This window comes from Burkholderia sp. AU15512 (genome assembly GCF_002223325.1).
In the GTDB taxonomy this organism is placed as follows: Bacteria; Pseudomonadota; Gammaproteobacteria; order Burkholderiales; family Burkholderiaceae; genus Burkholderia.
This window is the reverse complement of record NZ_NKEX01000004.1, coordinates 337,645-357,531: the sequence shown is the minus strand read 5'-3', so window position 1 is coordinate 357,531 and position 19,887 is coordinate 337,645. Positions and strand designations below refer to the sequence as shown.

The 19,887-nt window shown below is 68.5% G+C and carries 21 protein-coding genes; 10 read left to right on the top strand and 11 right to left on the bottom strand.

Annotation, left to right across the window (positions count from 1 at the left end; translation table 11 throughout):
- The first annotated feature begins 20 nt into the window (after positions 1-20).
- Positions 21-659, top strand: a complete 639-nt coding sequence (plsY, locus tag CFB43_RS14255) for a glycerol-3-phosphate 1-O-acyltransferase PlsY (protein WP_027789279.1) — start codon at positions 21-23, stop codon at positions 657-659.
- A 79-nt stretch (positions 660-738) separates the two neighbouring features.
- Here the strand turns inward: plsY and CFB43_RS14250 are convergent, their stop codons facing one another.
- On the bottom strand, positions 739-1,224 hold the full coding sequence (locus CFB43_RS14250) for a YajQ family cyclic di-GMP-binding protein (protein WP_039368282.1): 486 nt from the start codon (positions 1,222-1,224) through the stop codon (positions 739-741).
- A 136-nt stretch (positions 1,225-1,360) separates the two neighbouring features.
- Between CFB43_RS14250 and murB the strand changes: the two genes are divergently transcribed.
- A complete protein-coding gene (gene murB, locus CFB43_RS14245) occupies positions 1,361-2,410 on the top strand; it encodes a UDP-N-acetylmuramate dehydrogenase (RefSeq protein ID WP_089495506.1) in 1,050 nt (349 codons plus the stop codon).
- Between the two features lie 90 nt (positions 2,411-2,500).
- Here the strand turns inward: murB and argF are convergent, their stop codons facing one another.
- Positions 2,501-3,430: an ornithine carbamoyltransferase gene (gene argF / locus CFB43_RS14240; protein WP_089495505.1), complete on the bottom strand. Its 930-nt coding sequence runs from the start codon at positions 3,428-3,430 to the stop codon at positions 2,501-2,503.
- A gap of 414 nt (positions 3,431-3,844) precedes the next feature.
- Between argF and CFB43_RS14235 the strand changes: the two genes are divergently transcribed.
- Complete coding sequence (locus CFB43_RS14235; protein ID WP_021162567.1) at positions 3,845-4,165, top strand: DUF3579 domain-containing protein; 321 nt, start codon at positions 3,845-3,847, stop codon at positions 4,163-4,165.
- A 157-nt stretch (positions 4,166-4,322) separates the two neighbouring features.
- On the opposite strand, the gene rpsT is transcribed toward CFB43_RS14235, so the two are convergent.
- The gene (gene rpsT / locus CFB43_RS14230) at positions 4,323-4,595 is read right to left on the bottom strand and encodes a 30S ribosomal protein S20 (RefSeq protein ID WP_039368270.1); all 273 of its coding nucleotides are present in this window, start codon (positions 4,593-4,595) and stop codon (positions 4,323-4,325) included.
- Between the two features lie 305 nt (positions 4,596-4,900).
- On the opposite strand from rpsT, the gene murJ reads away from it, so the two are divergent.
- Together murJ and CFB43_RS14220 are read left to right on the top strand one after the other, a co-directional pair.
- A complete protein-coding gene (gene murJ, locus CFB43_RS14225; protein WP_046544567.1) occupies positions 4,901-6,451 on the top strand; it encodes a murein biosynthesis integral membrane protein MurJ in 1,551 nt (516 codons plus the stop codon).
- Positions 6,452-6,459: 8 nt separating this feature from the next.
- Complete coding sequence (locus tag CFB43_RS14220) at positions 6,460-7,302, top strand: SirB1 family protein (RefSeq protein ID WP_089426643.1); 843 nt, start codon at positions 6,460-6,462, stop codon at positions 7,300-7,302.
- Between the two features lie 64 nt (positions 7,303-7,366).
- Here CFB43_RS14220 and CFB43_RS14215 read toward each other — a convergent pair whose 3' ends face one another.
- From CFB43_RS14215 to lpxK, 5 genes are all read right to left on the bottom strand, one after another.
- A complete protein-coding gene (locus tag CFB43_RS14215) occupies positions 7,367-8,125 on the bottom strand; it encodes an SDR family NAD(P)-dependent oxidoreductase (RefSeq protein WP_089495504.1) in 759 nt (252 codons plus the stop codon).
- A 294-nt stretch (positions 8,126-8,419) separates the two neighbouring features.
- A complete protein-coding gene (adk, locus tag CFB43_RS14210) occupies positions 8,420-9,082 on the bottom strand; it encodes an adenylate kinase (RefSeq protein WP_011352990.1) in 663 nt (220 codons plus the stop codon).
- A 208-nt stretch (positions 9,083-9,290) separates the two neighbouring features.
- A complete protein-coding gene (kdsB, locus tag CFB43_RS14205; protein WP_089495503.1) occupies positions 9,291-10,076 on the bottom strand; it encodes a 3-deoxy-manno-octulosonate cytidylyltransferase in 786 nt (261 codons plus the stop codon).
- Positions 10,077-10,186: 110 nt separating this feature from the next.
- The gene (locus CFB43_RS14200; protein WP_010090898.1) at positions 10,187-10,381 is read right to left on the bottom strand and encodes a Trm112 family protein; all 195 of its coding nucleotides are present in this window, start codon (positions 10,379-10,381) and stop codon (positions 10,187-10,189) included.
- Entirely contained in the window at positions 10,362-11,390 is a 1,029-nt protein-coding gene (gene lpxK, locus CFB43_RS14195) for a tetraacyldisaccharide 4'-kinase (protein ID WP_089495502.1), read from the bottom strand. Before lpxK ends, CFB43_RS14200 begins: the two co-directional genes overlap by 20 nt.
- A gap of 450 nt (positions 11,391-11,840) precedes the next feature.
- Here lpxK and xseA point away from each other — a divergent pair, with 450 nt between their 5' ends.
- Together xseA and sodB are read left to right on the top strand one after the other, a co-directional pair.
- Positions 11,841-13,223, top strand: coding sequence for an exodeoxyribonuclease VII large subunit (gene xseA, locus CFB43_RS14190; protein WP_089495501.1), 1,383 nt, complete (start codon positions 11,841-11,843; stop codon positions 13,221-13,223).
- Positions 13,224-13,450: 227 nt separating this feature from the next.
- Complete coding sequence (gene sodB / locus CFB43_RS14185) at positions 13,451-14,029, top strand: superoxide dismutase [Fe] (RefSeq protein ID WP_011352986.1); 579 nt, start codon at positions 13,451-13,453, stop codon at positions 14,027-14,029.
- Between the two features lie 108 nt (positions 14,030-14,137).
- Here the strand turns inward: sodB and chrA are convergent, their stop codons facing one another.
- Positions 14,138-15,349, bottom strand: coding sequence for a chromate efflux transporter (gene chrA / locus CFB43_RS14180; protein WP_089495500.1), 1,212 nt, complete (start codon positions 15,347-15,349; stop codon positions 14,138-14,140).
- 86 nt (positions 15,350-15,435) lie between these two features.
- A complete protein-coding gene (locus CFB43_RS14175) occupies positions 15,436-16,143 on the bottom strand; it encodes a Crp/Fnr family transcriptional regulator (RefSeq protein ID WP_089495499.1) in 708 nt (235 codons plus the stop codon).
- An 81-nt stretch (positions 16,144-16,224) separates the two neighbouring features.
- Between CFB43_RS14175 and CFB43_RS14170 the strand changes: the two genes are divergently transcribed.
- From CFB43_RS14170 to CFB43_RS14160, 3 genes are all read left to right on the top strand, one after another.
- On the top strand, positions 16,225-16,749 hold the full coding sequence (locus CFB43_RS14170) for an Mpo1 family 2-hydroxy fatty acid dioxygenase (protein WP_089495498.1): 525 nt from the start codon (positions 16,225-16,227) through the stop codon (positions 16,747-16,749).
- Complete coding sequence (locus tag CFB43_RS14165) at positions 16,742-17,788, top strand: 2-dehydropantoate 2-reductase (protein ID WP_089495497.1); 1,047 nt, start codon at positions 16,742-16,744, stop codon at positions 17,786-17,788. Before CFB43_RS14170 ends, CFB43_RS14165 begins: the two co-directional genes overlap by 8 nt.
- Positions 17,789-17,889: 101 nt before the next feature.
- Positions 17,890-18,492, top strand: a complete 603-nt coding sequence (locus CFB43_RS14160; protein ID WP_089495496.1) for a class I SAM-dependent methyltransferase — start codon at positions 17,890-17,892, stop codon at positions 18,490-18,492.
- A 14-nt stretch (positions 18,493-18,506) separates the two neighbouring features.
- On the opposite strand, the gene CFB43_RS14155 is transcribed toward CFB43_RS14160, so the two are convergent.
- Entirely contained in the window at positions 18,507-19,781 is a 1,275-nt protein-coding gene (locus CFB43_RS14155) for an EAL domain-containing protein (RefSeq protein WP_089473436.1), read from the bottom strand.
- Positions 19,782-19,887: the final 106 nt, after the last annotated feature.

Here is a 19,887-nt window from a genome sequence, read left to right as displayed (position 1 = left end):
TTGAAAGAAGAGTCCTCCGCATGCAGATCCTGCTCGCCGCCCTCGTTGCCTACCTGATCGGTTCGGTGTCGTTCGCCGTCGTCGTCAGCGGCGCGATGGGCCTGGCCGACCCGCGTTCGTACGGGTCGAAGAATCCCGGCGCGACCAACGTGCTGCGCAGCGGCAACAAGAAGGCCGCGATCCTGACGCTCGTCGGCGATGCATTCAAGGGCTGGATTGCGGTCTGGCTCGCCCGGCGCTTCGGCCTGCCGGACGTCGCGGTCGCATGGGTCGCGATCGCCGTGTTCCTTGGCCACCTGTATCCGGTGTTCTTCCGCTTCCAGGGCGGCAAGGGCGTCGCGACCGCGGCCGGCGTGCTGCTCGCGGTGCACCCGGTGCTCGGGCTCGCGACCGCGCTGACCTGGCTGATCGTCGCGTTCTTCTTCCGCTATTCGTCGCTCGCGGCGCTGGTGGCGGCCGTGTTCGCGCCGGTGTTCGACGTGTTCCTGTTCGGCACGGGCCACAACCCGGTCGCATGGGCCGTGCTCGCGATGAGCGTGCTGCTCGTATGGCGCCACCGCGGCAATATTTCGAAGCTGCTGGCGGGGCAAGAAAGCCGGATCGGCGACAAGAAGAAGGCGGCCGCGGACGGAGGCGCGCAGGACGGCGGGAAAGCCTGAGAAAGTGCGGCGCCTGGCCGCAGCCGGGCGCGCCACGTGTGCGGGGCCCGGCGGGATGACGTGACGGATCGTCCGGCGATCAGTCGCGGAAGTTGTTGAAGTCGAGCGGCGTGTCGGTCACGTCCTTGCGCAGCATCGCGATCACGCTCTGCAGATCATCGCGCTTCGTGCCGTTCACGCGCACGGCATCGCCCTGGATGCTCGCCTGCACCTTGATCTTGCTGTCCTTCACGAGGCGCACGATCTTCTTCGCGAGATCGCCGGTCACGCCTTTCTTCACGGTGACGATCTGCTTGACCTTGTCGCCGCCGATCTTCTCGACCTTGCCGTAGTCGAGGAAGCGCACGTCGACGTTGCGCTTGGCCAGCTTGCCGATCAGCACGTCCTTGACCTGGCCGAGCTTGAAATCGTCATCGGCGAACAGCGTCAGCTCGCGTTCCTTCTGCTCGACGCGCGCGTCGGAGCCCTTGAAGTCGAAGCGCGTCGAAATTTCCTTGTTCGACTGCTCGATGGCGTTCTTCACTTCGATCATGTTCGCTTCGGAAACGACGTCGAACGATGGCATGGCATTCCTCCCTTGAGATGCGGGACCCGGCTCGCGCGCGGGCACTCGCTATAATTGCGGACTGTTTGCCATTTTACCGATGCCCCTCCGTTTGCCCAAGGCCGGCCATGCGCCGCCCGGGCGGACGTGACCGCGAATGCCGATGCCTCCTGACGATTCCGCCCTGTCGCTGCTTCCCGACCATCCGCTCGCCGCGCACAACACGTTCGGCATCGCCGCGACCGCGCGCTTTGCCGCGCGCATCACGCATGCGTCGCAGTTCGAGGCGCTCCATCGCGACCCGCGCGTCGCGAACCTGCCGCAGCTCGTGCTCGGCGGCGGCAGCAACGTCGTGTTCACGCGCGATTTCGACGGCGTCGTGCTGCTCGACGAGATCGCGGGCCGCCGCGTCGTGCGCGAGGACGACGACGCGTGGTATGTCGAGGCCGGCGGCGGCGAGAACTGGCACGCATTCGTCGCATGGACGCTCGAGCACGGGATGGCGGGCCTCGAGAACCTCGCGCTGATTCCGGGCACGGTCGGCGCCGCGCCGATCCAGAACATCGGCGCTTACGGCCTCGAGATGAAGGCATATTTCGACTCGCTGGTCGCGGTGGAGCTGGCGACGGGGCGCAGCGAGCGTTTCGACGCCGCGCGGTGCGCGTTCGGCTATCGCGACAGCTTCTTCAAGCGGGAAGGGCGCGGCCGGTTCGCGATCGTGTCGGTGACGTTCCGGTTGCCGAAGCAGTGGGCGCCGCGGCTCGGCTACGCGGACGTCACGCGCGAACTCGACGCACGCGGCATGGCAGCCGACGCGGCCACGGCGCGCGACGTGTTCGACGCGGTCGTCGCGATCCGCCGCGCAAAGCTGCCCGATCCGCTCGTCCTCGGCAACGCGGGCAGTTTCTTCAAGAATCCGGTGATCGATGCCGCGCAGTTCGATGCGCTGCGCGCCCGCGCGCCGGAAGTCGTGTCATATCCGCAGCCGGACGGGCAGGTCAAGCTCGCGGCCGGCTGGCTGATCGACCGCTGCGGCTGGAAGGGGCGCGCGCTGGGCGCGGCGGCCGTGCACGACCGCCAGGCGCTCGTGCTCGTCAATCGTGGCGGCGCGACGGGGGCCGACGTGCTCGCGCTGGCACAGGCGATCCAGGCCGACGTGCGCGAACGTTTCGGCGTCGAACTCGAGCCCGAACCGGTCTGCCTGTAACGCGGGCTCGGCACCGCTTTTCCCGCGCCCAAACAAAAAGCGCCGATCGTCGATCGGCGCTTTTTTCATGGATGGCCAGTTGCCGGCGCGTCAGTGCTTGAGGCGGCCGAGCAGCAGGAATTCCATCAGCGCCTTCTGCACGTGCAGGCGGTTTTCCGCTTCGTCCCACACGACGCTCTGCGGGCCGTCGATCACGCCGGCCGTCACTTCCTCGCCGCGGTGCGCGGGCAGGCAGTGCATGAAGAGGGCGTCCGGGTTCGCGTGCCCCATCATTTCCTCGTCGACGCACCAGTCGGCGAACGCCTGCTTGCGGGCCTCGTTCTCGGCCTCGAAGCCCATGCTCGTCCACACGTCGGTGGTGACGAGGTCGGCGCCCTTGCATGCTTCGTTCGGATCGTCGAACACCTCGTAGAACGGTGCGCTGTCGGGTGACACGAGCTTCATGTCGAGCGCGTAGCCGGGCGGCGTGGACAGGCGCAGCTTGAAGCCGAGGATCTGCGCGGCTTCGATCCACGTGTAGAGCATGTTGTTCGCATCGCCGACCCAGGCAACGGTCTTGCCGGCGATCGGGCCGCGGTGCTCGTAGTACGTGAAGATATCGGCGAGCACCTGGCACGGGTGGTACTCGTTCGTCAGGCCGTTGATCACCGGCACGCGGGAATTGTCCGCGAAGCGCTTGATGACCTCCTGTTCGAACGTGCGGATCATGATGATGTCGACCATGCGCGAGATGACCTGCGCGGAATCCTCGACGGGTTCGCCGCGGCCGAGCTGCGTGTCGCGCGTGCTCATGAAGACGGCGTGGCCGCCGAGCTGGAAGATCCCGGCTTCGAACGACAGGCGCGTGCGCGTCGAGCTCTTCTCGAAGATCATCGCGAGCGTGCGGTCGTGCAGCGGGTGATAGGTCTCGTAGTTCTTGAACTTGCGCTTCAGGATACCCGTGCGCTCGAGCACGTACTCGTAGTCTTCCAGCGAGAAATCCTTGAACTGCAGGTAGTGAGGAATGGTTTTGGCGGTCATGAAGCAAAATACGGCGGGTTGCACCCGGCAGCAAGGCCGGACGGCGCCGCCGTCGGGTGTGGATAACTCAAAGCAGCATAAAGGATTTTCTGTGCTTTGACGAGCCGCCGAGAGAAGCGGGGCACGATCGCCGCGCGCGTCAAGCGACGCAAGGAGGCGGGGTGTCGGGACGGCGCGCGATGGCGCGCTGCGGTATAATTCAAAAGTTTTCTCCAGCCCGGCAGGCAAGCCTCTTCGCGCTCTGCCGGACACAAGCCGTGCGCTGCACAAATCCGGTGCAGTCCGCCGGTGGCGCGCACCGACGTCCCGTTTTCGGGATATCGGAATGCTTGTGCCGCCGTCCGTTTCAGCTTTGTGTTCGCGTATCCAGGCGCCGTTGCCTGGACATCGCCGGGCCGTCACTTGGGTAACCACATGGCTGAAACCCCTCCGACCGAATTCTTCATCCAGGGCATCACGAAAGACGGGAAAAAGTTTCGCCCGAGCGACTGGTCGGAACGTCTGGCCGGTGTGATGGCCTGCTTCGGGCCGGGGGCGAGCGGGCCGAACGCGCGCCTCAAGTATTCGCTCTACGTGCGTCCGACGATGCTCGGCGACCTGAAATGCGTGATCCTCGATTCCCGGCTGCGCGACGTCGAGCCGATGGCGTTCGATTTCGTGCTGAATTTCGCGAAGGACAACAACCTCGTCGTGACCGAGGCGTGCGAACTGCCGGACTACGACGCGAAGAAGTGATGCCGTCGCGGGCGAGGGCGCTTGCCGCGCCCGCCCTCGTGGCAACTGTCACCGGCACGCAGGATGCGCCGGCGACAGGCAACAAAAAAGCCCGCCTAGGCGGGCTTTTTTGCGATCGCAGGAAACAGGAACGCCCGCGTGAGCGGGCGCACCGGATTTACGCTGCTGCCTGCAGACCCTTGACGGCTGCGGCCAGGCGGCTCTTGCTGCGAGCGGCCTTGTTCTTGTGAACGATCTTCTTGTCGGCGATCGTGTCGATCGTCTTGACGGCAGACTTGAACAGCTCTGCAGCCTTTGCTTGATCGCCGGCGTCGACAGCCTTGCGAACAGCCTTGATCGCGGTACGGAATTTCGAGCGCAGCGCCGAGTTGTGCGAATTTGCCTTCGCGGCCTGGCGGGCGCGCTTGCGTGCTTGTGCGGAGTTAGCCATGACGGTTCCTTATCCTGTCCTGTTTCCAGAGCTTGGAGCCTAGACGGCCAAGCGCTGCTTTTCGATCCGTCCCCTGAGAGCGATTGCCCAGGGGCGCATAAAAAACGGTGATTTTAACCGAGGCAGGGACATGAAAACGGCAGTTGCCGTGCATGTACGAGCCTAGAAACCGGCGATTATAGCAACGAAATCAAGCGCGTGGCAAGTTCAACGTGACACCCGCCAAGGACGGCGCCCGAACGCGTGCGCGCTTTTCGGCATCGGCCGCTGGCCGGGCCACGCAACGTCCGTATAATAAGCGCCCCATGAATCTATTCCGAGCCCTGCTGACGGTCAGCGGCTTCACGCTGCTGTCGCGCGTGACCGGACTGGCCCGCGAGACACTGATCGCCCGTGCGTTCGGTGCCAGTCAATACACCGACGCGTTCTACGTCGCCTTCCGTATCCCGAACCTGCTGCGCCGCCTGTCCGCCGAAGGCGCGTTCTCGCAGGCGTTCGTGCCGATCCTTGCCGAGTTCAAGAACCAGCAAGGGCACGATGCAACGAAAGCGCTCGTCGACGCGATGTCGACCGTGCTCGCGTGGGCGCTTGCCGTGCTGTCGGTGGTCGGGATCGCCGGCGCATCGTGGGTCGTGTTCGCCGTCGCGTCCGGCCTGCACACCGACGGGCAGGCGTTCCCGCTCGCGGTCACGATGACGCAGATCATGTTCCCGTACATCGTGTTCATCTCGCTGACGACGCTCGCCTCCGGCGTGCTGAACACGTACAAGAGCTTCTCGCTGCCCGCGTTCGCGCCGGTGCTGCTCAACGTCGCGTTCATCGCCGCGGCCGTGTTCGTCGCGCCGCACCTGAAGGTGCCGGTGTTCGCGCTCGCGTGGGCCGTCATCGTCGGCGGCGTGCTGCAGTTCCTCGTGCAGCTGCCGGGCCTGAAGAAGATCGACATGGTGCCGCTGATCGGACTCAACCCGCTGCGCGCGCTGCGCCACCCGGGCGTGAAGCGCGTGCTCGCGAAGATGGTGCCCGCGACGTTCGCGGTGTCGGTCGCGCAACTGTCGCTGATCATCAACACCAACATCGCATCGCGGCTCGGGCAGGGCGCCGTGTCGTGGATCAACTACGCCGACCGCCTGATGGAATTCCCGACGGCGCTGCTCGGCGTCGCGCTCGGCACGATCCTGCTGCCGAGCCTGTCGAAGGCGCACGTCGATGCCGATTCGCACGAGTATTCGGCGCTGCTCGACTGGGGCCTGCGCGTCACGTTCCTGCTCGCGGCACCGAGCGCGCTCGCGCTGTTCTTCTTCGCGACGCCGCTCACCGCGACCCTGTTCAACTACGGCAAGTTCGACGCGCACACCGTCACGATGGTCGCGCGCGCGCTGGCGACCTACGGGATCGGTCTCGTCGGCATCATCCTGATCAAGATCCTCGCGCCGGGCTTCTATGCGAAGCAGGACATCAAGACGCCCGTGAAGATCGCGATCGGCGTGCTGATCGTCACGCAGATCTCGAACTACGTGTTCGTGCCGCTGATCGGCCACGCGGGCCTGACGCTGAGCATCGGCGTCGGCGCGTGCCTGAACTCGCTGCTGCTGTTCATCGGGCTGCGCAAGCGCGGCATCTACCAGCCGTCGCCGGGCTGGCTGCGCTTCTTCGTGCAGCTGATCGGCGCGGCGCTCGTGCTCGCCGGCCTGATGCACTGGCTGTCGATCAGCTTCGACTGGACCGGGATGCGTACGCAGCCGCTCGATCGCATCGCGCTGATGGCCGCGTGCCTCGTGCTGTTCGCTGCACTATATTTCGGTATGTTGTGGGTGATGGGCTTCAAATACGCTTATTTCAGAAGGCGCGCCAAGTGACGACCGCAATGACCCGCGTCCTCGACTACTTCAGCACGCTCGTGGCAGACGACGACAGTCTGCCCGTCACGGAAGCGGCGCTGTCGCTGGCGCAGGACGCGTATCCCGACCTCGACCTGCAGGGCACGCTGGCCGAACTCGACATGCTGGCGGCGCGGCTGCGCCGGCGGCTCACGGACGATGCGGACCTGAAGGGCCGCGTCGCCGCACTGAACGATTTCTTCTTCCGCGAGCTCGGCTTCGCGTGCAATCACAACGACTACTACGACCCCGATAACAGCCACCTGAATGCCGTGCTGAAGCGGCGGCGCGGGATCCCGATCTCGCTGTCGGTGCTGTACCTGGAGCTCGCCGAGCAGATCGGCGTGCCGGCGCGCGGCGTGTCGTTCCCCGGCCATTTCCTGCTGCGCGTCACGCTGCCGGACGGCGACCTGATCATCGATCCGGCCAACGGGCATTCGCTGTCCGAAGCCGAGATGGTCGAGATGCTCGAGCCGTACGTGGCGCGCGCGGCCGGCGCGGTCGACAGCGCATTGCGCGCGCTGCTGCAGCCGGCGACGAGCCGCGAGATCATCGCGCGGATGCTGCGCAACCTGAAGACGATCTATCTTCAGACGGAACGCTGGCAGCGGCTGCTCGCGGTGCAGCAGCGGCTCGTGATCCTGTTGCCCGAGCACCTCGACGAAGTCCGCGACCGCGGGTTCGCGTATGCGCGGCTCGATTACCTGCGGCCCGCGCTCGAGGATCTCGAACTGTATCTCGGCGAGCGGCCGGACGCGGACGACGCCACCGTCGTCGAGTCGCAGGTGACCGAATTGCGGCAGCGGATGCAGCGCGACGGCGAGGACTGAGCCGCCGCCACGCTGCCGGAACCCTGAATGAAACGACGCCCGCATCGCGGGCGTTTTTTTGTGCCTATTTCGGCTGCATCCGGATCGCGCCGTCGAGGCGGATCACTTCGCCGTTGAGCATCGGATTCTCGACGATCTGGCGCACCAGCAGCGCGTATTCGGCCGGTTTGCCGAGCCGCGGCGGGAACGGCACCATCGCGCCGAGCGCGTCCTGTACGTCCTGCGGCATGCCGAGCAGCATCGGCGTCTCGAACAGGCCGGGCGCGATCGTCATCACGCGGATGCCGCTGCGCGACAGGTCGCGCGCGATCGGCAGCGTCATGCCCGCGACGCCGGCTTTCGACGCCGCGTACGCGGCCTGGCCGATCTGCCCGTCGAACGCGGCGACCGACGCGGTGCTGATGATCACGCCGCGCTCGCCGTCCGCGGTCGGCGCGGTGGCCGCCATCGCGGCGGCCGCGAGCCGGATCATGTTGAACGTGCCCACGAGGTTCACGTTGATCGTCTTCGCGAACACGCCGAGCGGATGCGCGCCGTCCTTGCCGACGGTCTTCGCGGCGGGCGCGATGCCCGCGCAGTTCACGAGGCCGCGCAGCGTGCCGGCTTGCGTTGCCGCGCTGACGGCCGCCTGCGCGTCGACTTCGCTCGACACGTCGCAGTGCACGAAGCGGCCGCCCAGTTCGGTCGCGAGCGCGGTGCCCGCCGCGTCGTTCAGGTCGGCGAGCACGACCGTGCCGCCTACCTGCGCGAGCATCCGCGCGGTGCCGGCGCCGAGGCCCGATGCACCGCCCGTGATCAGAAACACGTTGCCGCGAATTTCCATGGTTGTCTCCGTTGTTGAGCGCCTCTGGCGCGACAGCGCTCAGGGCGCGGCCGTCCAAGGTGGTCACCGCTATCGGCGCTTCGGCGCGGGTTGCGGTTCCGCGCAAAGCGGTTGCCTGGCTCAATGCCGCGCGATGGGCTGAAATGCCGGCGCCCGGGTCACGCGAGCGCCCGCACCCGACCGATTGTACGGGGCGCGCTCGCGCGACGGCGGGACCAGAACGGTCGTGCCAATTCCGCCCGGGCAAAAAAAAGCCGCCCGGAAAGGGCGGCTTGCGGGTGCGCGGTGCGCTGCTTACTTCAGTGCGCCAAACGCGCGCTCGCGGATTTCCTCGACGCTGCCGAGGCCCGAGATCTTGCGGTACTGCGGTGCCTTCAGGCCGTTTTCCTCGCCGCGCTGCGCCCAGTCGCCGTAGTACGTGATCAGCGGCTTGGTCTGCGCTTCGTACACTTCGAGGCGCTTCTTGACGGTTTCTTCCTTGTCGTCGTCACGCTGGATCAGCGGCTCGCCCGTCACGTCGTCATGGCCTTCGACCTTCGGCGGGTTGAACTTGACGTGGTACGTGCGGCCCGATGCCGGGTGCGTGCGGCGGCCGCTCATGCGCTCGATGATTTCCGAGAACGGCACGTCGATCTCGAGCACGTAGTCGATCGCGACGCCGGCTTCCTTCATCGCGTCAGCCTGCGCGATCGTGCGCGGGAAACCGTCGAACAGATAGCCGTTCGCGCAGTCGGATTCCTTCAGGCGCTCCTTGACGAGGCCGATGATCAGCGCGTCCGGCACGAGCTTGCCGGCGTCCATGTAGCCCTTCGCCTCGACGCCGAGCGGCGTGCCGGCCTTCACGGCCGCGCGCAGCATGTCGCCCGTCGAGATTTGCGGGATGCCGAATTTTTCCTTGATGAAGTTTGCCTGGGTGCCCTTTCCCGCGCCGGGCGCGCCCAACAGGATCAAACGCATGGTGATATCTCCAGTATGTAGATTCGTGTGGCGAGACGAAAAAAGCGCCGGCGACGGTGTGCGCGGGGCTTGCCTGGCGCGTGGCGGACCGGTCTGATGCGGCGCGTCGGGTTGGGCGACGCGCGGCTGCCGGCAGGGCCGCGGGCGGGGTCAAGCGAGGACGCGCTGGTCGCGGACGGCTCGCACAATCGCCTGATTATGCCACGGGTTATTTTGATGACGGCTGAAAAAGGGCCTGCACGCGTGCGAGATCGGCCGGCGTGTCGATGCCGGCTTCCGGCGCGGACTCGGTGATCAGCACTGCGATGCGCTCGCCGTGCCAGAGCGCGCGCAGCTGTTCGAGCTGCTCGGCCTGTTCGATCGGCGCCTGCGCCAACGTCGGATAGGTGCGCAGGAAACGCGCGCGATATGCATAGAGGCCGATGTGCCGGTAGACCGGGAAGGCCGGTGCAGGCATGGCCGCGACGTCGGGCCAGTGCGGCTGGTACGCGTCCCGGCTCCATGGAATCGGCGCGCGCGAGAAGTACAGCGCGACGCTCTGCGCGTCGAGCGCGACCTTCACCACGTTCGGGTTGAACACGTCGGCCGCGTCGTGGATCGGGTGGGCGGACGTCGCAATCGCGCAGGCCGGATGCGCGGCGAGGTGCGACGCTACGTCGCGCACGAGCACGGGGTCGATCAGCGGCTCGTCGCCCTGTACGTTGACGACGACGGTGTCGTCGCGCCACCCGAACGTCGCCGCGACTTCCGCGAGCCGGTCGGTGCCGGACGGATGGTCGGCGCGTGTCAGCACCGCTTCGAAGCCGTGATCGCGGGCCGCATCGAGCACGCTTTGCGCTTCGGACGCGACCAGCACCTGCTGCGCGCCCGCTTCGCGCGCGCGTTCGGCGACGCGCACGACCATCGGCTTGCCGCCGAGATCGGCGAGCGGCTTGTTCGGGAGCCGCGTCGACGCGAGCCGGGCGGGAATGACGGCGATGAAGGGTTGAGTCATCGGGGAGGACGGTGAGGAAAGCGGAGCGGGCGGCGTGTCGGGGGCGGGCCGCCCGGCGGGTCCGGCGCCCTCGCAGCGGACACGCCGCGGCGAGGGCCGGGTCGGGCGGCTTAGCGGCCGGCCGGGTCGACCGGCGTGCCTTCGACGGTCTGGCGCGCCTCGTCGACCAGCATCACGGGGATGCCGTCGCGGATCGGGTAGGCGAGCTTGTCCGCGTTGCAGATCAGTTCCTGCGCGGCACGGTCATAGTGGAGCGGGCCTTTGCAGATAGGGCACACAAGGATTTCAAGCAGGCGAGCGTCCACGGAGTTTCTCCACAACGAGGGCAATGAGGCGAGGGTCGAGCGCGGCTTCGACGGGGACAACCCACAGTCGGGCGTCGCGCCAGGAAGCGCCCAATTTTACTGCATCCTTCTCGGTGATCAGGATCGCATCGACGGCGTCGTCGACGAACGGATTGTCGGCGAACGCGTAGTGGTCGGGCAGCGCGCGCGTCGCGGGCGCGAGACCGGCCGCGCGCAGCGTCGCGAAGAAGCGTTCCGGCGCGCCGATGCCGGCCGCGGCGAGCACGCGCTCGTTCGCGAATTGCGACAGCGGGCGGCGCAGCGCGGGCTGGTCGAGGTGCCACGCGGCGCCGGGCGTGAGCGCGAGCGAATAGGTGTCGGGCCACGGCGGCAGCGCGCCGCTGTACGGATCGTTGACGAGTGTGGCGTCGCGGTGCCGCGACAGCGGCTCGCGCAACGGTCCGGCCGGCAGCAGGAAGCCGTTGCCGCCGAGCCGGTGGTCGAACACGACGAGTTCGACCGTGCGCGCGAGGCGGTAGTGCTGCAGGCCGTCGTCGCTGACGATCACGTCGACGTCCGGATGCGCGGCGCGCAGCGCCTGCGCGGCCGCGACGCGATCGGGGCAGACCCAGACGGGCGCGCCGGTGCGGCGTGCGATCAGGAGCGGTTCGTCGCCGCCCGTGCTGGCGCGCGATGCGAGCGTGACGGCGGTCGGCGCCTTCACGTTCGCGCCGTAGCCGCGCGATACGATGCCGGGCGTGAAGCCGGCCGCGCGCAACGCGTCGACGAGTGCGATCACGGTCGGCGTCTTGCCGGTGCCGCCGACGGTCACGTTGCCGACCACGACGACGGGCACGCCGACGTCGACCGGCTTCTTCCAGCCCTGCGCGTAGGCGGTGCGCCGCAGCGCCGCGCACAGGCCGAACACGCAGGCGAACGGCGTGAGCGCCCACGCGAGCGCGCCGCGGCGCTGCCATTCGCGCGTCAGGCGGGCTTCGAGCCGGGCGAGCGGGCCGTCGGGCGCGCTCATCGGGCCGGGCGCGGCATCTCGTGCGCCGCGGCGTGGGACGGATTCGTCAAGGCGGATTCTCCGTTGGGCGGCGCATGCCGCGGGGTCTGCGGAAGGCGGCACTCTAGCGCGCCGCGGGCGGGCGCGGCAAGCGCGACCGGCCGCCGCGACTCGCGGGGCCGGATCGCGGCGGCTTGTGGATAACTCTGTGAAGAACTCCCTGCTCGATGGCGTCAAACGCCCGCCGGGTGGGCTTCGAATCGGATGAGAATCATTCAGAAAGATTTAAAAATATATAAAAATCAAGGTGTTAGAGAGAATTGTCTGGATTTTTCAGCGGTTTTCGCGCGTTTTAGGCCGATGATTGCCAAAGTGTGGACACCTTCCGAACGTCACGGTACATGCGCCCGGCGCTGGACGTCGCGTGCGTGTCGGACTATCGTGTCGCCGCCAGCATTCATTCGACCGTCCATGCCTTCCGACTCCCCATTTGCCGCACCGGGCGCGACCCGCGGCGGCGACGAAGTGATTCCCGTTTCGGCGCTCAATCGCGCGATTTCGACGATGCTCGAGCGCTCGTTTCCGCTGCTGTGGATTTCGGGCGAAGTGTCGAATTTCACGCGCGCCGCGAGCGGCCACTGGTATTTCTCGATCAAGGACCAGCAGGCGCAGATGCGCTGCGTGATGTTCCGCGGCCGCGCGCAGTACGCGGAGTTCACGCCGCGCGAAGGTGACCGGATCGAGGTGCGCGCGGTCGTCACGATGTACGAGCCGCGCGGGGAAGTGCAGCTCAACGTCGAGGCCGTGCGGCGCACCGGGCAGGGGCGCCTGTACGAGGCGTTCCTGCGGCTGAAGGCGCAGCTCGAGAGCGAGGGGCTGTTCGCGCCCGAGCGCAAGCGGCCGCTGCCGGCCCATCCGCGCGCGATCGGTATCGTCACGTCGCTGCAGGCGGCGGCGCTGCGCGACGTGCTGACCACGCTCGCGCGCCGCGCGCCGCACATTCCGGTGATCGTCTATCCGGCGCCCGTGCAGGGCGCGGGTTCCGCCGAAAAGCTCGTCGCGGCCGTCGAGACCGCGAATGCGCGCCGCGAGGTCGACGTGCTGCTGGTCTGTCGCGGCGGCGGCTCGATCGAGGATCTGTGGTCGTTCAACGACGAGGCGCTGGCACGCGCGATCGCGGCGAGCGAACTGCCGGTCGTCAGCGGCGTCGGGCACGAAACCGATTTCACGATCGCGGACTTCGCGGCCGACGTGCGTGCGCCGACGCCGACCGGCGCGGCCGAACTCGCGAGCCCGCAGCGCGCACTGCTGCTGCGCGAGGTCGGCGAGCGCCAGCGGGCGCTCGCGCGCGGCATGGAGCGCCGGCTCGAACTGCGCGCGCAGCAGCTCGACTGGCTCGCGCGCCGGCTGGTGAGCCCGGCCGAGCGGCTGCAGCGGCAGCGCACGCACGTCGAGCAGCTCGCGGTGCGGCTGGCGTCGGCGGCGTCGCGGCCGGTACGCGACGCGCGCGCGCGGTTCGCGCTCGCGCAGCTGCGCTGGCAGCGCGCACGGCCTGATCCTTCGCAGACGCGCCAGGCGCTCGCGGGGCTGTCGCAGCGTCTTGCGCTGGCCTTGCAGCGCCGTCATGAACGCGACACGGCTCGCGTGTCAGCCTGTGCGGCACGGCTCGAGGTGCTGAGCCCGCAGCGCACGCTCGAGCGCGGCTATGCGGCGCTGATCGATGCGCAGACGGGCCGCGCGGTGCGCACGCCGAACGCGCTGAAGCCGCAGCGCCGCCTGACCGTGCATCTCGCGGAAGGCTCGGCCGACGTGTCGATCGCCGACGTGCAGCCGCGGCTAACCGATACGATCTGACGTAACGGGTGCGAGCGGCGCGAAGGTTGTCGCAACGGACGCATCGTGCACGGGAACGGATGCTGCTCATCGTCGGGTTCGTCCTGCCGGACGTTGCGCAAACATCGCTTTTCCGCATACCGCGGATAAATGGCCCGTGAGTTTGCGGGGTTATTCGTCCTCGCCTACAATCGGACGCTCGGCAGCATCCAACACAGCCTCCCTACATACTCAACGAAGGAATCGCCATGGCTCATACGCTCCCGCCGCTCCCGTACGCTGAAGACGCACTCGCGCCGACCATCTCGCTCGAGACGATCCAGTACCACTACGGCAAGCACCATCAGGCTTATGTGACGAACCTGAACAATCTGATCCCGGGCACGGAATTCGAAAACCTGTCGCTGGAAGAGATCGTGAAGAAGTCGTCGGGCGGCATCTTCAACAACGCCGCGCAAATCTGGAACCACACGTTCTTCTGGAACAGCCTGTCGCCGAACGGCGGCGGCGCACCGACGGGCGCGCTGGGCGACGCGATCAACGCGAAGTGGGGTTCGTACGACGCATTCAAGGAAGCGTTCACGAAGGCTGCAGTCGGCACGTTCGGCTCGGGCTGGGCATGGCTCGTGAAGAAGGCTGACGGTTCGCTCGACATCGTGTCGACGAGCAACGCAGCAACGCCGCTGACGACCGCCGACAAGGCACTGCTGACGATCGACGTGTGGGAACACGCGTACTACATCGACTACCGCAACGCACGTCCGAAGTTCGTCGAAGCGTTCTGGAACATCGTGAACTGGGACTTCGCAGCGAAGAACTTCGCGTAAAGTCCGGCACCTGCGCGCCGCTACGGCGCGCGGCACCCAGCAAGAAAAGCCCTCGAAACGAGGGCTTTTTTTGTTTTTGACGCGCTGGAACGTGCCGCGCGTACCGGGTCAGGCCAGGAGGCCGAGCCCCCAGCCGAGCGCGGCGCTCGCGATCACGATGGCCCACGGCGGCACGCGCCAGAACACCAGCGCGACGAACGCGACGAGCGCGGCGGCCAGATCGCGCGGCGCCGCGATCGTGTCGGTCCAGACCGGGTGATAGAGCGCGGCGAGCAGCAGCCCGACGACGGCCGCGTTCACGCCGGCGAGCGCGGCCTGCATGCGCGTGCTGCGGCGCAGGCGTTCCCAGAACGGCGCGGTGCCGGCCACCAGCAGGAACGACGGCGCGAAGATCGACACCAGCGCGATCGTGCCGCCGAGCCAGCCGTTCGGCGCGTTGCGCAGCGACGCGCCGAGGAACGCCGAGAACGTGAACAGCGGCCCCGGCACGGCCTGCGCGACGCCATATCCGGCCAGGAACGCCGCATCGCCGACCCAGCCGGGCGCGACCACGGCCGCCTGCAGCAGCGGCAGCACCACGTGACCGCCGCCGAACACGAGCGCGCCGGTGCGGAAGAACGCATCGACGACGGCGAGCGTATCGGCGCGCAGCGTACGGGCCGCGAACGGCAGGACGACGAGCAGCGCCGCGAACAGCGCGAGCCACAGCACGCCCGCGCGAGGCGACACGTGCAGCGGCAGTGGATCATGCGCGCCACGCGGCGGCTGCGGCAGCAGCACGAGGCCGGCCAACCCGGCCGCGACGATCACCGCAACCTGGGTCCACGCGGCCGGTGCGAGCAACGCGACGCAGGCGGCCGCGGCCATCAGCGTGACGCGGCGCGCATCCGGGCACAGCGTGCGCGCCATGCCCCACACGGCTTGCGCGATCACGGCGACCGACACGATGCGCAGCCCGTGCAGCGCACCGGCTTCGATCGGCGCGCCCGTTGCATGCACGCCGAGCGCGAACAGCATCATCAGCAACGCCGACGGCAGCGTGAAGCCGAGCCACGCGGCGAACATGCCCGCGTAGCCGGCGCGCGCGAGGCCGATCGCCATTCCGACCTGGCTGCTCGCGGGCCCTGGCAGGAACTGGCACAGCCCGACGAGATCCGCGTACGTGCGCTCGGTGAGCCAGCCGCGCCGCGTGACGAATTCGGTGCGGAAGTAGCCGAGATGCGCGACCGGGCCGCCGAACGACGTGAGGCCGAGCCGCAGGAACGCGATGAACACAGGCCACGGATGGCGCGAGGGGGCGGAGGCGGTCGATGTGCTCAAGGCGAGGCGGGCGGATGAACGGACGAGCCGCCACGATAGCGCAACGCGGTCACGGCGGGGAGGTCGCGTGGCGGTGGTGCCGAACCTCAGCGCATGCCGTCGGGCAACCCGCTCGCGCGCCGCAGCGCATCGACGTCGACGAGCTCGATCTCGCCGACGTGCAGCCGCACGACGCCGTCGGCCTGCAGCGCCTTCAGCAACTGGTTGGTGGTCTGCCGCGTCAGCGACAGCATCGCCGCGAGCTTTTCCTGCGACAGCCGGATGCGGGTGCGGCCGGCGCTGATCCCGCCGTAGCCGTCGGCGATCATCAGCAGCCGGGCGGCGAGCCGCTGCGCGGCCGGCATCACGCTCATCGATTCGACGGTCAGGAAGCTCAGACGCAGTTTCTGCGCCATCAGCAGCGCGAATTGCCGCCAGTATTGCGGCGTCGCATCGAGGATCGCAAGCAGCGCGGCCTGCGGGACGTGCAGCAGCAGCGCGTCGTCGAGTGCGATCGCGTCGTGGGTGCGAGGCTGGCCGTCGAACAGCGCGATTTCGCCGAACCAGGTGACGGGCTCGGCCACCGTCAGCAGCGCTTCCTTGCCCTGCGGGTCGACCGCACCTATCGTGAGTGAACCGGCCAGTACCGCGTACAGCCCGCACGGCGGGTCGCCGCGCCGGAACAGCGCATGGCCGGCCGGCAGCCGGCGCAGCGCCGCGCGGGCGAGCAGGTCCGCGCGCAACGCGGGCGGCAGCGCGGCGAACCACGGGTTCGCTTCGATCTGCGGCAGGTACGGGGCGAGCGAAGCGGGCATGGGCACGCGATGTCGGGTAGCTGACAGAGGTTCTCGGGCGTGACGCGCATCATAGCGCTCAACCATGGATCAGGAGACGCGATGAAGACGCTCGAAGACCATCTTGCCCAGTATGCGGCCTACCACCGCGACGCGCGCAACATCGCGACGCATCTGGTCGGCATTCCGATGATCGTGTTCGCGGTCGAGGTGCTGCTGTCGCGGCCGGCGCTCGGGATGCTGGCCGGCATCGCGCTGTCGCCGGCGCTGCTGCTGGCCGTCGCGTTCGCGGTGTTCTACCTGCGCCTCGACCTGCGGTTCGGGATCGTGATGACCGCGTTGTTCGCGCTCGGACTGTGGGCCGCGCAGGCGCTCGCATCGCTGCCGACCGCGCAATGGCTCGCGATCGGCATCGGCGCGTTCGTCGTCGGCTGGATCGTGCAGTTCGTCGGGCACTGGTTCGAGGGGCGCAAACCCGCATTCGTCGACGACCTGGTCGGCCTGATGGTCGGGCCGCTGTTCGTCGTCGCCGAGGTCGCGTTCTTCGCGGGGCTGCGCGGCGACGTGCGCCGCGAAGTCGAGCGTCGGGCCGGCCCCGTGCACGGCGGCGCGCATTCGCATGTCTGACACACCGATTTGCGTGTTCGGCGCGGGCGCGGTCGGCTGCTATCTCGGTGGACGGCTGGCGGCGGCCGGCGCGAATGTGACGCTCGTCGGCCGCGCGCGGATCGGTGACGCGATTCATCGGCAAGGGTTGACGCTGACCGACCGGCGCGGCTATCGCGCGACGCTCGCGCCGGCCGACGTCGTGTTCGAGACCGATCCGGCGGCTGCGGCCGCCGCGCGGCTCGTGCTCGTGGCGGTGAAATCGGCCGCGACGCGCGAGGCCGCGGCGCAGCTTGCCGGCGTGCTGCGGCCCGGCACGGTCGTGGTCAGTTTCCAGAACGGCCTGCACAACGCCGACGTGCTGCGCGAAGCGCTACCGCAAGCCACCGTGCTGGCCGGCATGGTGCCGTTCAACGTGATCGAGCGCACGCCCGGTGCGTTTCACCAGGGTTCGGCCGGCGCGCTGGCGGCCGAAGCCTCCCCCGCGTTGACGCCGTTCGCCAGCGCATTCGCGCGTGCCGGGCTGCCGCTCGCGCTGCATCGCGACATGCGGGCCGTGCAATGGGCGAAGCTGCTGCTCAACCTGAACAACTCGGTCAACGCGCTCGCGAACCTGCCGCTGCGAGACGAACTCGCGCAACGTGCGTACCGGCGCTGCGTCGCGCTTGCGCAGCGCGAAGCGCTGCACTGGCTGGCGCGGGCCGCGATCCGGCCCGCGCGGCTGACGCCGTTGCCGGCCGGATGGCTCCCGGCCGTGCTCGATTTGCCCGATCCGGCGTTTCGCGTGCTCGGCGGCCGGATGCTCGCGATCGACCCGCTCGCGCGTTCGTCGATGTCCGACGATCTTGCGGCGGGGCGGGCGACGGAAGTCGAGTGGATCAACGGCGAGGTCGTGCGGCTGGCCGCGCGCTTCGGCGGGCAGGCGCCCGTCAATGCGCGACTGTGCGCGCTCGTGCACGACGCGGAACGTGCGGCGGCGCGCCCGGCCTGGCTCGGCGATGCGCTGTGGGCCGAGCTGAGCGCGCAAGCGCCGCACGCGGGCGACGTGCGGGCTGCGTAGGGGCTGCACGACTCGCGGCATGGGCGTGCGTGATGCCGCACGGAGCGTGCAACGGCTAAGATGCGGGGTGCGTCATACGACGCCTATGCGGAGCCGTCACCATGGTGGATCGTCCGACTCTCGATGCCTACGACGCCCATGCCGCGCAATACGCGCAGGACTGGCTCGACCAGGCTGCGCCCGACGACATGTACACGCTGCTGGAGCAGCATTTCTCGCCGGGGCCGACCGCGGACGTCGGCTGCGGGGCCGGGCGCGATACGGCCTGGCTTGCGTCGCGCGGCTTCGACGTGCGCGGCTACGACGCGAGCGCCGCGCTGCTCGACGAGGCGCGGCGCCGCCATCCGGATCTCACCTTCGAGCTGGCCGCGCTGCCGGCGCTGGCCGGCGTGCCGTCCGGCGCGTTTCGCAACGTGCTGTGCGAAACGGTCGTCATGCATCTCGAACAGGCGGAGGCGGCCGCTGCCGCCGCGCGACTGGCCGAGCTGCTGATGCCGGGCGGCACGTTGTACATGAGCTGGCGGGTGGCCGGAAACGGCGCGTTGCGCGACGAGCGCGGCCGCCTCTACACCCCGCTCGATTCGGCGCGGATGCGGGCGGCGCTCGGTGCCGGTACGCAAGTGATCGACGAGCACGAGGTCGTCAGCGCATCGTCCGGCAAGCGCGTGCACCGGCTGATCGTACGAAAGGCTGCCGCGGCCTAGGTAGGGCGGCGCGCTCATTCGCGGTTGAGTGCCGCTTCCCAGTTGATGTCGACGCAGAGCACCTGCATGCCGGTCGCGACCGGCGCGGCGATCGACGCGGTCACGCACAGGTGCGCCTCGTTGATCGACAGGTAGGGTGCCGTCAGGTGCACACGGCCCGGCGCGCGCATCGCGTCGATGAAGTACGGGCGGCGTTCCCAGCTTGCCCCTTCGGAATGCAGCAGCGGCCGGAAACGCTTCGCGCGCTGCGAGACGCTGCCGCGTGCGAGCACGTTGTCGCCGATCTGGCGCCCCGAGGCGTCGAGCAGGAAGCAGCGTGCGGTCTCGGGCAGCCCGAGCACGGCTGCGGCCGCGTCGGTCAGCGATTCCCCCGCGACGAGCTTCTGGCTCGCTTCCTCGAGCGCTGCGACGTACGGCGCGAGCCGTTCCGCCTGCGTGCGCTCGCGTTTCGCCACGCGCAGCCGCAACGCGGCCGACAGCGTATCCATGCAGCCCGCGGCGGCCTGCGGCTGCACCGGTTCGACGCTCGGCCCCGCGAAGTACTGGCCCTGCACGAAATCGACGTCGCACTCCAGTGCGATCAGTGCGTCGCGTTCGGTCGCGAGCCCGCCCATCAGCACGAGCTGACCGGATTCGTGCAGCAGCGACACCAGCCCCGGCAGCACGCGTTCGAGATGTGAGTGCTCGCTCGCCTGCGCGAGGATGCCGCGGTCGAGCGTGACGATGTCGGGATGCAGGTGCCACACGCGGTCGATGTTCGAATGCTTCGCGCCGAACCCGACCAGCGCGATCAGGAAGCCGGCCTTGCGCAGCCCGTCGACGATCGCCGCGTAGCGCGGCGTCTCGCCGCCCGCCTGTTCGGGCACCTCGAGCACGACGCGATGCGGCGGCAGCCCGAGCGCCTTCAGGTTCGCGAGCAGTGCGTCGCTGTAGACGGTGTCCATCAGCGCGGCCGGATGCAGGCTCAGGAAGAGCCATTCGTCGTGGCTGTCGAAGGCGTGGAAGTTGCCGAGATGCAGCGATTCGGCGAGCCGGCCGAGCTCGAGCAGGTCACCGCGCCGCGCCGCCTGCGTGAATACCTCGTGCGACGCCACCTGGCGGCTTTCCTCGTCGTGCGCACGCAGCGACGCGTGATAGCCGATCGCGCGGCGGTGCGACACCGAGAAAACGGGCTGGAACACGCTGAACACGGTGTAGCCGCCGTACAGCACGGTGCGCCGGTTCCCGTCGTCGCCGGCGACGGGGCGGGGCGGCTGAAAGCCGGGGGGATCGATTTCGATCATGCTCATGATGTCGGCCGAAGGAGGACTGCCAGTTTACCTAGAGAATAGGCGAGCAAGAAGCGTGCACGGCATCGTACCCCGTGCGGCGGCGCGTCGCGGCCGAGCCCCGCGG